Genomic DNA, 12483 nt, shown 5'->3' on the forward strand with positions numbered 1-12483 from the left:
AAGGGCGCGCCATGGTCGAGACCCCGATCGGCCCGTCGTTGGCTCCGCGCGAGGCGGATCCGGGCTCGGCCTCCTCGCCGCTCGCGGACGCCACGCTCGCCCGGCTCGCGTGCAGGCATCTCCTCGCGAGGGGGCGCCCGGCCCGGGCTCTCCTGCGCGAGGCGGGGTTGCCGCCCTCCGTCATGGATCAGCCCGAGACGGTCGGCGCGATGCAGCAGGCGAGCTTCCTGGAACTGGCCGCGCGCGACCTCGGCGACGATCTGCTTGGCTTCCACCTCGCCGAGACCGTCGACGGCCGGGTGTTCGGCCCATTCTTCCACCTCCTGGCCTCCTGCACCGATCTGGGCGAGGCCCTCGCCAGGCAGGCGCGCTACCTCGCGACGGTGAACCGCGCTCTGCGCTGCCAGATGAGCGGGGGCGCGGCGCCGGCCTCCGCGCCCGTCGCGCTCGACCTCGCCCTGGAGGGCGTCGACCGGGCGCTCGCCGGGCAGGAGATGACCTTCTGGGTCACCTTCCTGGTCCAGATGGCCCGGACCCTGACGACGCTGAACCTCGTGCCGGTGCGCGTCGCCTTCGTGCACGCGCCCCCGGCCGGCACCGGCGAGATGGCCGAGTATTTCCGGCGCGAGCCCGTCTTCGGGGCCCCGGCGGACGGCGTGGCCTTCGACCCGCAGGTGCTCGCCCTGCCCCTGATGCGCAGCGATCCCTACCTCAACGCCTTCCTGACGGAGTTCCACGAGGACCGGCTGGCGCGGGAGGTCTCCGCCTCGCCCGCCCTGACGGCCCGCATCGGCGACGTCCTCGCCCCGCTGCTGGCCCAGGGCGAGGCCCGGCTCCTGACGGTCGCGGGCGAGTTCGGGATGAGCGCGCGCACCCTCGGGCGGCGGTTGGCGGAGGAGGGCGTGACGTTCCGGGTGGTCCTCGACCGCCTGCGCGCGGATCTGGGGACGCGCTACGTGCGGGATACGACCATGCCGCTGTCCCAGGTCGCCTGGCGCCTGGGCTACAAGGATCCGAGCGCCTTCATCGTCGCGTTCAAGCGCTGGACCGGAAAGACGCCGTCGGCCCTGCGGCGCGAGACGCGCCCCTGAACCCGGCCGCCCGGGCGTCACCGTCCCCGAAAGTCCTACCCCCTGCGAGGGAATTGTGGCCCGCCCGAACCCGTTGCCACTCTGTAACCGTCGAGGCGGCAGCCGGGAGCGTCTTCAGCGTCGGCCCGCCTCGGATCGGAGAGTCCAGCGGAAGTCCTCGCCCGGTCTTCCGTGGTCTAGCGACAATAATTTTTTTACAGGCGGCGTCAGGAGACAGGCCCCGATGTGCGGAGTGGTCGGCTACGTGGGCGATCCTGGACCGGAGGACGGTTTGTCCCTCCTGCGCGGCCTGTGCGGCGCGCTGCGCCACCGGGGGCCGGACGACGACGGCGTCCTTCTCCTCGACGGGGCCGGCCTCGGCCACACGCGGCTCGCCGTCGTCGACATCGAGGGCGGGCGCCAGCCGATGGCGAGCCGGGACGGGCACGTTTCCGTCAGCTTCAACGGCGAGATCTTCAACTACGTCGAGCTGCACCGGGAACTGGAGGACCGGGGCCGCCGCTTCCGGACCACGTCCGACACGGAGGTGCTGCTCCAGCTCTACGAGGAATACGGACCGGACTGCGTCCGCCGCCTCAACGGCGACTTCGCCTTCGCGATCTGGGACGCCCGCCAACGGCGGATGGTGATGGCCCGCGACCGCATCGGCGTCCGGCCGCTCTTCGTCACGCGGCGCGCGGGCCTCGTCGTGTTCGCCTCGGAGATCAAGGCGCTCCTGACGGTGCCGGGCGTGCGCGCCGAGATCGATCCGATCGCCCTCGACCAGATCTTCACGCTGTGGGCGCCGATCCCGCCGCGCACGGCCTTCAAGGACATCGAGGAGCTGCCGCCCGCCCACATGCTGATCGTCGAGGACGGGCGGGCGAGCCTGAGCGCCTACTGGGAGCTCGCCTTCCCCCGGCGGGGCGAGGTGCGGCCGGCCCGCGACGAGGCGGCGTGGCGCGACGAGGTCCGCGCCCTTCTCGAGGACGCGACCGCGATCCGGATGCGCTCCGACGTGCCGGTCGGCGCCTACCTGTCGGGCGGGCTCGATTCCGCGGCGGTCGCCGCGCTGGCGGCCCGCCTGGCGCCCGCGGGCCTCAACACCTTCTCGGTCACATTCGACTCGGCCGAGCACGACGAGAGCGCGTTCCAGGCGGTGATGGTCGACCGCCTCGGCACCCGGCACCGCTCGGTCGCCTGCGGCGGCGGCGCGATCGCCCGGGCGTTCGCGGCTGTCGTCGCCCATGCCGAGCGGCCGATCCTGCGTACCGCGCCCGCGCCGCTCTACCTGCTCTCGGGGCTCGTTCGCGAGAGCGGCATGAAGGTCGTCCTCACCGGCGAGGGGGCGGACGAGATCTTCGCCGGCTACGACCTGTTCAAGGAGGCCAAGCTGCGCCGCTTCTGCGCCCGCCAGCCGGCCTCGCGGCGGCGGCCCCAGCTCCTGCGCCGCCTCTACCCGTACCTGCCCGGCCTCCAGCAGCAGACGCCCGAATCGCTCGCCGCCTTCTTCGGGTCGGACGCGGACATGGTGGACGATCCGCTCCACTCCCACCGCCCGCGCCTGCGCGGCACGGCGGCCACCAAGATGTTCTTCGGCGCCGACCTGAAGGCGACGCTCCGCGACTACGACGCTGCGGCCGAGCTCGTCTCGCGCCTGCCGGAGGCGTTCCGGGAGTGGCACCCGCTGCATCGGGCCCAGTACCTCGAGACCCGCTTCCTCCTGCCCGGCTACATCCTGTCGAGCCAGGGCGACCGGATGGCGATGGCCCACGGCGTCGAGGGCCGCTTCCCCTTCCTCGACCACCGCCTCGTCGAGCTCGCCGCGACGATCCCGCCGGAGATGAAGCTGCGGGGGCTGCGGGAGAAGCACATCCTGCGCGAGGCGGTGCGCGACTGCCTGCCGGCGGCGATCCTCGACCGGCCCAAGCAGCCCTACCGGGCCCCCGACAGCGCCGCCTTCTTCGCCCCCGGCGAGCCCGACACGGTGAGCGCCCTGCTCGAGCCGGAGGCCGTGCGCGCCGCCGGCCTGTTCAACCCGGCCGCCGTCGCCCGGCTCGCCGACAAGTGCCGCCGGGGCCTGGGCCGTGGCTTCCGGGACAACGCCGCCTTCGTCGGCATCCTGTCGACCCAGCTCTGGCACCGCACCTTCGTCGAGCGACGGGAGAGCGGGGCGCTGCCTCGCCCCCAGGCGACCGCCCTCTGACCCCGGCGGTCGCCCGCCGCGGCGGGGCCGGGCCGCCTTCATCAGCACCCCACGAGGAGAGACATCATGCCGTCCGACATCCGAGACCAGGTTCGTGCCTTCGTCGTCGAGACCTTCCTGTTCGGCGACGCCTCGACCGACCTGCCCGAGCACGGCTCCTTCATCGAGCACGGCATCATCGACTCGACCGGCATCCTCGAACTCGTCGCCTTCGTCGAGGACAGTTTCGGCCTCGCGGTCGCGGATGCCGAGATCCTGCCCGCCAACTTCGATTCGATCGCCCGTGTCGCCGATTTCGTCGCCCGGAAACGGACGACGGCGCAGGCCGCGTGAGGAGGGGTCGGATGCGCATCGAGACCTATCTCCGCGACAGCGCCCGCCGGCTGGGCGGCAAGGTCGCGCTCGTCACGCCCGAGAGGCGGCTGACCTACGGCGAACTCGACGCCCTGTCCGACGCCCTCGCGGCGGCGCTCCAGGCCCGCGGCGTCGAGCGGGACGACCGCGTGGTCGTCCAGATGGAGAACGGCTGGCAGGTGGTGGTGTCGCTGTTCGCCGTCCTGAAGGCCGGCGCGGTGCTCAGCCTCGTCAACCCGACCGTCAAGCCGGACAAGCTCGGCTACATCCTGCAGAACTGCGAGGCGCGCGCGCTCCTCATCCGGGGCGGCCTCGCCGCCGCCGCGGCGGAACGGATCGCCGCCGTGCCGAGCCTCGCCGTGACGATCGCCGACGGCGAGGCCGCGGGCCTGGACGAGGCCGTCGCGTTCGAGTCCTGCCTGGCGCCGGCGCGGCCGCTGCCGCATGGCGGCATCGATTCCGACCTCGCCATGCTCGTCTACACCTCCGGCTCCACCGGCCGGCCCAAGGGGGTGATGATGACGCACCGCAACGTCGACGCGGCCGCGACCTCGATCACCGGGTACCTGCGCAGCGTCGAGGACGACGTCGTCCTCTCCGTCCTGCCGCTCGCCTTCGATTACGGCCTCTACCAGGTGCTGATGGCCGCCAAGGTCGGGGCCCGGCTCGTGATGGAGCCCTCCTTCGCCTATCCGCAGGCGGTCCTGGCGCGGATGCGGGAGGAGGGGGTCACGGGCCTGCCCCTCGTTCCGACGATGGCCGCGCTGATCCTGCGGATGCGCTCGCTGGCGCCGGGCAGCGTCCCGACCCTGCGCTACCTCACGAACACCGCCGCCGCCCTGCCGGTCCCGCATATCGAGCGGCTGCGGCGGCTCTTTCCCGGCGCCGCGCTCTACTCGATGTACGGCCTGACCGAGTGCAAGCGCTGCACCTACCTGCCGCCGGAGCACCTCGACGGCCGGCCCGGCTCGGTCGGCATCGCGATCCCGAACACGCAGGCGCGGGTCGTCGACGAGGCGGGGCTGCCGGTTCCCCCGCACGTCGTCGGCGAGCTGGTGATCCGCGGGCCCCACGTCATGCAGGGCTACTGGAGGGACGAGGCGGCGACCCGCGCGGCCCTGCGGCCGGGCTGGAACCCGTGGGAGCGGGTCCTCCATACCGGCGACCTGTTCTTCTCCGACGCGGACGGGTTCCTCTACTTCGTCGGCCGCAAGGACGACATCATCAAGACGCGCGGCGAGAAGGTCGCCCCGAAGGAGGTCGAGGCCGTCCTGCACGCGCTGCCGGGGATCGCCGAGGCGGTCGTCGTCGGCCTGTCCGACCCCGTGCTCGGGCAGTCGATCCTGGCGCTCGTGGTCGCCTCCGACCCGGGCCTGACCGCGGCCGACGTGATGCGCCACTGCCGCGCCCACCTCGAGGACTTCATGGTGCCGCAGGCGGTCGAGTTCCGCGCCGAGCTGCCGAAGACCGAGACCGGCAAGATCAGCCGCCGGCTCGCCGCCGAAATCCTGCTGGAGGCCTGACGATGACGCCGGTTCTCGCCCTCGCCTCCGCCGCCCCGCCCGGGGCATCCCCGGCCGCCGCTCCGTCCCTGCCGCAGCCCTTCACCGCGGACGCGCTCCGGCTCGACGCCGCGGCGGCCGTCGCGCGGATCACCGACGCCCTGCGCCGGCAGGTGCGCGGCACCCTGCGCAAGCGCGGCGTGGTGCTCGGGCTGTCGGGCGGCGTCGATTCGAGCCTGTGCGCCGCGCTCGCCGTTCACGCCTTCGGGCCGGACCGGGTGCTCGGCCTGATGATGCCCGAGCACGATTCCGAGGACGAGAGCCTCACGCTCGCCCGCGCGGTCGCGGACGCCCTCGGCATCCCCCGGCTCGTCGAGGATATCGGACCCGCCCTGGAGGCCATGCACGGCTATGCGCGGCGCGACGAGGCCATCCGCGGCGTCGTGCCGGATTACGGCCCGGGATGGACCTCGAAGGTCGTCATCGCCGATCCCCTGGACGGCGCCGAGTACGGGATCTCGTCCCTCGTCGTCCGCGCGCCTGGCGGGGAAACCCGCAAGCTGCGGCTGCGCGCGGAGGCCTATCGGGCGATCATCGCCGCGACCAACATGAAGCAGCGGACCCGCAAGCAGATCGAGTACTACCACGCCGACCGCCTGAACTACGCGGTCGTCGGCACGCCGAACCGGCTCGAATACGACCAGGGCTTCTTCGTTAAGAACGGCGACGGGGCGGCGGACGTCAAGCCGATCGCCCACCTGTACAAGACCCAGGTCTACCAGCTCGCCCGGCATCTCGGGGTCCCGGACGCGATCCTCGCCCGTCCGCCGACGACGGACACCTGGTCGATGCCGCAGACCCAGGAGGAGTTCTACTTCGTCCTGCCGTGGCGGACGATGGACCTCTGCCTCGCCGGCCTTTCCGCGGGGGCCACGCACCGGGAGATCGCCGCCTGCACCGGGCTCGCCGAGGACCAGGTGGCCGAGGCCGCGCGCGACATCGCGGCCAAGCGCAAGGCCACGATCCCCCTGCACCTGCCGCCGCTCCTCGTCGACGATTGAAGACCGCCATGGGAGCGGCGCGCCGCCGCTCGGGAGTGCCCACATGCAATCGGACAGCCAGGGACAGGACCGCGAGCGGGAGCGGATCCGCGCCCGCCGCCTAGAGAAGCTGCGCTTCTGGCGTTCCGCCTGCGCGGACGGGATGCCGGTCGCGGCGCGCTACAACGAGGTGTCCGATGCGCCGCCGTTGTTCTTCTTCCACGGGGACTGGGACAACGGCGGCTTCTACATGGTCCGGCTCGCCGCCGAGCTACCGTGCCCGGTGATCGCCCTCGCCCCCCATCTCGATCCGGTGCCGTCGACGGTCCGCGCGATGGCGCAGGACCGGCTGCCCGCGATCCTGGGCGCCCAGCCGGACGGCCCCTACCGGATCGGGGGCTTCTGCAACGGCGCGCTCGTCGCCTACGAGGCCGCGCGCCTGCTGATCGAGCAGGGCCGGGCGGTCGAGTCGGTGCTGCTCGTGGCGCCGCCCTCCCTCAACGCCCGGCGGAGCTACCGCGTGATCCTCGCCCTGGCCGCGCGGTGGCTCGCGGCGGGGCCGGACACGCCCGCCCGGCGCCACCGCGTCGTGGTCCTCATGGGCCGGCTGACGAAGCTGTGGCGCCTGAGGGGCTACTCGCTGGCCGATCTGCGGACGGTGGTGGCGCGCAAGCGGCGGCTGCGCGCCGCCGCGCGGGCGCGCCTTGATCCGCGACGGGCGCGAGCCCCCGCCGACATCGCCGCGGAGGCCGCGGTCCTCCATCGCCGGCGGGCGCTCCTGTCCGCCTACGAGGCGGCGGTCCACACCTACGGGCCCTCGCCGGTCCCCTCGCGGCTCGTCGTGTTCGGGACCGGCCTCGGCGCGGCGGGCCGGCCGGGCCCCGGCTACGACGCCGCCTATGACGGTCGGGCCTGGGCCGAATTGTGCCCCCAGGCGGTCTGCGTCCCGGTCTCCGGCGACCACTACACATGCATCGCCGACCACGCGTCGGACCTCGCGCGCGCCCTGAGCCTGGCGCTGCGCGCCGGCCCGGAGATCGAGGCCGGCGCGGGGGCCGGCACTGGGGCCGACACGGCGCGGCGCGGCGCCTGGTTCGCCCCCGTCGTCGCGCCGGTGCCGGAACAGGCCAGGCTTCCGGGCTGAGGACCGGTGCCGCCCCCGAGCCCGGCGGTCGCCCGGGTCGGGGGCGGCGGGACGATGCGGGCGCCCGCTTCGGGCCGCCCTCCCGCGAGGACCGGCATTCGGGGACGGACGGCGAATGGGGGAAGAAAGGCACGCCATGAGCGGAACGGTCGCCGGCGCAACCGACGAACGGACGACCCGCCTCCTGCGGGTGGGGGGTGGTCCGGCCCAGACCGAGGGGCCGCCGAGCCCGGCCGCTGCGCTCACCCGCGCCGGACCGCCCGACGACGGGCGGCGGGGCGCGCCGCGCCTCACCGTCGCGCCGAGCCTGGCCTCGGCGCGGTGCTGGGACGCCTTCGCGCAGGCCTGCGACGCCTCGTTCTGGAGCAGCCGGGGCGGCGCCTGGATGTGGCAGTTCAAGCTGCACGCGCGCTTCCGCCTGCGGTTTTTCGATCTGATCCTGACGATGCCGACCGGCGAGCGCTGCAAGATCGGGCAATGCGCCGTCGGCCTCGGGCCGCGCCTGCGGGTGATCGCGGACGGCTTGACCCTGAAACCCGACTACGCCGATCTGTGGCCCGTGGCGATGGAGAGCCTGCTCGGCCATCTCGGTCCTGGCCGCTACGTCTACGGGTCGTTCTGGAGCACCGAGGTGCCGCGCCACCGGGCGATCCTACGCCTGCCGCACACGCGGGTCGTCGCGGTCCGGCGCCTCGTCGTCGAGGCCATCGACCTCAAGCGTGCCGAGCGATGGTCCGACTTCCTCGGCCGCGTCAGCCGCAACATCGTGCGCAACGCCAGGGGCTTCCACCAGGCCCATGCCGACCGGCGGTTCATCGTCCGGCACGGAGTGGGCTGCCTGACGCTGCTTCCCAAGGCGATCCGGCTGCGCCGGCGGATGTACGACCGCAAGCGCATCGCCTTCAGCCAGACCCGTGCGGTCGTCAGCTACGTCATGCGCAGCCTGCTGCTGCGGCGCTACGTGTTGATGCGGGTGACGGTGGCGGGGCGGCGCGTCCTGGCCTCGGCCGGCACGGTCGCGTTCGGAGAGTCGGTCTCCTTCCTGGACGGGGCCTCCGCCCCGACCCCGGCGGGAGCGGGCTGGGACGTCCTGCTCCACGCCATCGAGGATGCCCACCGCTCCGGCCGGACGCGCTTCCAGCTCGGCTACACCGACGTGACGGACGAGTTCGACGGTGGGGACTGGGTCAGCCCGGTCCGCTACCGGCGGGACTGCCGGGCCCGGGCGATCGAAACCAGCCTCTTCGCGTTCGACTTCGCGGTCGAGGGAGCGGGCGACCGAAGCATTCCCCCGGTCCTGCTCGAACGAACGGACCCGTGCTGGACGGGCGAGGCGCGGGCATAGGGCATGCCGGCTCGCCGGGGAACGGCGCGTCGTGACGAGGATTCGGAGGCGTGATCCGGTCCGGTGCGGTCGGGCACGGCTTCGGGAGCGGACCGACGGAGCCCCGGCGGGCCGCCGCGCACCGAGACGGAGTCACCGATGATGGACGACCTCTACCCCTCGCCCGACGGCCTCACGGCCTCGCCGATGTTCGAGCGGGACGGCACGCCGGCCCCCGGGGAGGCGCGGGACGACGGCCCGCTCTTCGTCGCCCGCGTCGGCTGTCCGGTCTGCGGCGCGGACCGTCCGGCCACTCTCTACGACGCGACCTACGACAGTCCCGCGGTCCTTCGGCACGTCGACAGTCATTACCGGCGGCAGGGCAAGGTCGACCACTCCCTGCTGCGCGGCGTCGATTTCACGATCTTCGAATGCCGGGACTGCGCGCTGATCTACCAGAAGATGGTTCCGGCGCCGGCGATGCTGCATCACCTGTACGACCGGTTCATCGACCCGGAGAAGCTCAAGGACCACGAGCACGCCCGGCTGACGCTCGACAACCACCTGGATGTCGCGACCCGTCTCGCCAGCCTGCTGGTGCGCATCGGCAAGGAGCCGAAGGACACCACCCTGCTCGATTTCGGCTTCGGCTACGGCCGGTGGGCGCGGGTCGCCGTCGGCATGGGCATGCAGGTCTTCGCGACGGAGATCTCGCCCGAGAAGATCGCCTTCGCCCGGTCGATCGGCGTGCGCATCGTCGATGAGGCCGCGCTGGCGCGGATGCAGTTCGACATCGTCCACACCGAGCAGGTGTTCGAGCATCTGACCCATCCGGTGGAGGTGTTCGACATGCTGGCGCGATGCATCGGCCCCGGCGGCGTGCTGAAGCTCGCCGTCCCCCGGCAGGGCCGCATCCGGCGGCTCCTCCGCAGGAACGGGTTCATCGACTGGTCGCCCTACGAGAAGGACTTCAAGTGCGGGGCCTACAACGACTACAACGCCGTGCTGCCGCTCGAGCACCTGAACGCGTTCTGCCGCAAGACCGTCGAATCCCTGGCGCGCCGGCACGATCTGGTCGTCGAGACCGGACGCTACGGCGGTAGCGCCGTCTTCCTCGACGCCTCGAGCCGGGGCCGCCTCCTCGCATCCGCCCGGCACTCCGCAAGACGGCTCCTGAAGGACCTCTACGTGCGGTTCGGGCCGGGCCGGGCCGATACCGGATGCTACGTGCTCGCCCGAAGGGCGTGAGCGACCGATCCGGCGCCGGCCGGTGTCGCACCGGCCGGAGGGCCGCGACACCGGCGCGCCCGACCCGTGCCGACGAGCGCCGACACGGCGTCGCGGTCCGGTTCCGTGCATGTCGCGGAGGCTTCGGGCCCGGGTTCGTGCACGATCGGCGAGGTCGAACGCCCGTCGTTCCCGCTTGTGCCCGGAAGCGAGAGGCTCCATCGGCCTTCGGGCCCGCCGCGATCCGCTTTCGGGAAGATCCCTCGCGAAAAACCGGGTTGCCGGCCCGCGCGGCGGCTGAGCGGAGCCGATTCCCGCGTAGCGATGCCAACGATCTGAAATCATGGGGCGCTGCCGGGCGCCACGATCGCAGCGCCGAGGCTCGACTCGCGACGGCTGGCCGGTCCAGGCACGGCGTCGCGTCGCTCTTCGGGCCGGACGAACCTATCCTTTTGAGCTATGGGAAAAACTCGACATCTTGATCTGAATCAAATTTGAATGGAAAAAATTATATAAATCATAATCCGATATCGAAACAATCCAATACATAAAATTTTATCTTAAATAAAACACATGAATAAAATATCTCTTTTGTTAAATTTTATGTATTAAGACTCTTACTTCTAGTAATATATATAAGCATAAAATTTTAGAAACCAAGAATTTATAACGAGAAATAATCATGCAACCGTCTGTATATCGTGTCTATCAGAGCGAATGCTGTGCAACAGGGATGGGCAATATGAACGAGAAATCCCGATCGCCGGCAGCGACCAGGCGGAAGGGCGGCGCGTCGCGGCGGGACGCCGATCAGGTCCGCAACAGGAATTGCGGTGTCCTGCTCGCGATGAGCAACGCGATCCTGCGCGAAGGACTGCGCAGCATGATCGCGCAGTGCGGCTTTCGGGTCTTCGATTGCCAGGTCACGCATCAGGGCTTCGTTCTCGACGATCTCGTCGTGAAGAAATGCCGGATCTACGTCGTCGACGCATCGGACGACATCGATTTCAGCCGGACGAAGGCGTTCGTGGCGCAGATCCGCCAGCGGAACGCGCGCGGGCACATCGTGGTCCTGATCCCGCCGCACCTCGCCAACGCGCCCGATCCCGCGGTCGTCGCCGAGGCGAGTGCGATCGTGACGACCGACGTCACGGTCTACGTGCTCGGCAACCTGCTGCAGCTCGTCTCCGAGAACTACGTCGTCCGTTCGGCCAGCGTGGCCGTCGCTCCCGATCCCTCGGGCGCCGGCCTCGCCGACGGGGCCGGGCCGCCCGGTCCCGCCGATCCGCCGCTCCCCGGCGGCGACGGGAACATCCCCGGATTGTCGAGTCGCGAGAGCGAGATCCTGCTCCACCTGATCCGGGGCTCGTCCAACAAGGACATCGCGCGGGCGCTCGGGATCGCCGAAGCGACCGTCAAGATCCATATCAAGGGCATCTTCCGCAAGACCGGCGCCACCAACCGGACGCAGGCCGCCTTCTACGTCTTCAACAAGCGCTGGCTCGGCAGCCAGACGGCGGGCCAGCAGGATGCCGGGGTTCCGCCGCTACAGAGGCCGAACTCGTTCAGGAACGGACTGGACATCATCTTTCCGAACGGCGGGCCGCGCTGACGGCGCGCCACGGGGGATGTCGCGCCCGCGCCCGCGGGCCCGGTCACCCCCGCGTCCAGGGGCGCGGGTCCCCGCTTCCGCCGGCGGCCTGCAGGGGGCCGTCAGCCCCGGCCGTGGCTGCGGACGTCCGGCGGGGCCGCCGCCGCCCCGACGCGAGCCCCCTCGGACGGCGATCCGTCCCGCTGCGCCACGGCAACGCGCGGCACGCCCTGCGGGTCGCACCTGTACTGGAGGTCGTGGTAGCCGCCGGCCCGGCGGAACAGGGCGGCGATCTGCTTCTCCTGCCGCTCGCCGAATTCCAGCGCGACCCATCCGCCGGGCCTGAGGTAGCGCAGGGCCGAGCCGATCACCCGCTGGTGGATCGTGAAGCCGTACAGCCCCCCGTCGAACGCCTCGCGCGGCTCCGCGTCCAGGAGGTGGGCCTTGTCGCCGTCGAGCCGGAGGCTCGGGATATAGGGGGGATTGCAGATCACGAGGTCGATGCTCCCGTCGAAGTCCTCGATCGGGAGCGCCGCGAACAGGTCGCCCCGGCGAACCTGCACCCGGTTGGAGAGCCCGAGCCGATCGACGTTGTGCGCGGCGGCGGCCACGCAGGCCGGCATCAGGTCGCAGGCCCAGACGGTGGCGGCGTCGCAGGCCGTCGCGACGGCGCAGGCGAGATTGCCCGAGCCGCAGCACATGTCGACGACGCGGGCGGGGCCGGGTCGGTCGTGCAGGATCTCGATCGCGGCGCGACCCAGGAGCTCGGTCTCCTCGCGGGGCGCCAGGACATCCGCGGGATACGCGATGTCGACACCCAGGAACCGACCGGTGACGTAGGCGACCTTATCCTGGTTCTGTGACACCTGCCGGCCCTCCGGGTTCCGCGCCAGATCAGATCCCACCGCCCGTCTGTTGCGGAGGGGTCCGCGATTCATCCCTCATCCTCGGAAAGCGGCATTGATCCATCTTAATGCCGCGGCCGATCGACGGCCCGCATCCCGGCGGGACCGCGGCCGTGCCCG

At 71.5% G+C, this 12483-nt stretch carries 10 protein-coding genes; 9 read left to right on the plus strand and 1 reads right to left on the minus strand.

The window, feature by feature from the left end; all coding sequences use genetic code 11:
• The first annotated feature begins 11 nt into the window (after window positions 1-11).
• From V3T34_RS22385 to V3T34_RS22425, 9 genes are all read left to right on the plus strand, one after another.
• Window positions 12-1091: an AraC family transcriptional regulator gene (locus V3T34_RS22385; protein ID WP_305078683.1), complete on the plus strand. Its 1080-nt coding sequence runs from the start codon at window positions 12-14 to the stop codon at window positions 1089-1091.
• Between the two features lie 223 nt (window positions 1092-1314).
• The gene (gene asnB, locus V3T34_RS22390; protein ID WP_305078684.1) at window positions 1315-3276 is read left to right on the plus strand and encodes an asparagine synthase (glutamine-hydrolyzing); all 1962 of its coding nucleotides are present in this window, start codon (window positions 1315-1317) and stop codon (window positions 3274-3276) included.
• Between the two features lie 66 nt (window positions 3277-3342).
• Window positions 3343-3609 (plus strand): acyl carrier protein, encoded by a 267-nt coding sequence (locus V3T34_RS22395; RefSeq protein ID WP_060849049.1) that lies wholly within the window; start codon window positions 3343-3345, stop codon window positions 3607-3609.
• 11 nt (window positions 3610-3620) lie between these two features.
• Window positions 3621-5153, plus strand: coding sequence for a class I adenylate-forming enzyme family protein (locus V3T34_RS22400; protein WP_305078685.1), 1533 nt, complete (start codon window positions 3621-3623; stop codon window positions 5151-5153).
• A 2-nt stretch (window positions 5154-5155) separates the two neighbouring features.
• Window positions 5156-6193: an NAD(+) synthase gene (gene nadE, locus V3T34_RS22405; RefSeq protein WP_305078686.1), complete on the plus strand. Its 1038-nt coding sequence runs from the start codon at window positions 5156-5158 to the stop codon at window positions 6191-6193.
• Window positions 6194-6236: 43 nt separating this feature from the next.
• A complete protein-coding gene (locus V3T34_RS22410) occupies window positions 6237-7316 on the plus strand; it encodes a thioesterase domain-containing protein (RefSeq protein ID WP_305078687.1) in 1080 nt (359 codons plus the stop codon).
• Between the two features lie 136 nt (window positions 7317-7452).
• A complete protein-coding gene (locus tag V3T34_RS22415; RefSeq protein WP_091884896.1) occupies window positions 7453-8661 on the plus strand; it encodes a hypothetical protein in 1209 nt (402 codons plus the stop codon).
• 138 nt (window positions 8662-8799) lie between these two features.
• Entirely contained in the window at window positions 8800-9888 is a 1089-nt protein-coding gene (locus V3T34_RS22420) for a class I SAM-dependent methyltransferase (RefSeq protein WP_305078688.1), read from the plus strand.
• Window positions 9889-10549: 661 nt separating this feature from the next.
• A complete protein-coding gene (locus V3T34_RS22425; protein WP_305078689.1) occupies window positions 10550-11479 on the plus strand; it encodes a helix-turn-helix transcriptional regulator in 930 nt (309 codons plus the stop codon).
• A gap of 101 nt (window positions 11480-11580) precedes the next feature.
• Here the strand turns inward: V3T34_RS22425 and V3T34_RS22430 are convergent, their stop codons facing one another.
• Complete coding sequence (locus V3T34_RS22430) at window positions 11581-12324, minus strand: N5-glutamine methyltransferase family protein (RefSeq protein ID WP_305078690.1); 744 nt, start codon at window positions 12322-12324, stop codon at window positions 11581-11583.
• Between the last annotated feature and the right edge of the window lie 159 nt (window positions 12325-12483).

The sequence above is a fragment of the Methylobacterium ajmalii genome (assembly GCF_036448855.1).
Classification (GTDB): domain Bacteria; phylum Pseudomonadota; class Alphaproteobacteria; order Rhizobiales; family Beijerinckiaceae; genus Methylobacterium; species Methylobacterium ajmalii.

Excerpts from the sequence above, each read along its gene's own strand:
- V3T34_RS22395 (WP_060849049.1), top strand. The coding sequence starts at position 3,343 with ATGCCGTCCGACATCCGAGACCAGGTTCGTGCCTTCGTCGTCGAGACC.
- V3T34_RS22420 (WP_305078688.1), top strand. The coding sequence starts at position 8,800 with ATGATGGACGACCTCTACCCCTCGCCCGACGGCCTCACGGCCTCGCCG.
- asnB (WP_305078684.1), top strand. The coding sequence starts at position 1,315 with ATGTGCGGAGTGGTCGGCTACGTGGGCGATCCTGGACCGGAGGACGGT.
- V3T34_RS22400 (WP_305078685.1), top strand. The coding sequence starts at position 3,621 with ATGCGCATCGAGACCTATCTCCGCGACAGCGCCCGCCGGCTGGGCGGC.
- V3T34_RS22410 (WP_305078687.1), top strand. The coding sequence starts at position 6,237 with ATGCAATCGGACAGCCAGGGACAGGACCGCGAGCGGGAGCGGATCCGC.
- V3T34_RS22385 (WP_305078683.1), top strand. The coding sequence starts at position 12 with ATGGTCGAGACCCCGATCGGCCCGTCGTTGGCTCCGCGCGAGGCGGAT.
- nadE (WP_305078686.1), top strand. The coding sequence starts at position 5,156 with ATGACGCCGGTTCTCGCCCTCGCCTCCGCCGCCCCGCCCGGGGCATCC.
- V3T34_RS22425 (WP_305078689.1), top strand. The coding sequence starts at position 10,550 with ATGCAACCGTCTGTATATCGTGTCTATCAGAGCGAATGCTGTGCAACA.
- V3T34_RS22415 (WP_091884896.1), top strand. The coding sequence starts at position 7,453 with ATGAGCGGAACGGTCGCCGGCGCAACCGACGAACGGACGACCCGCCTC.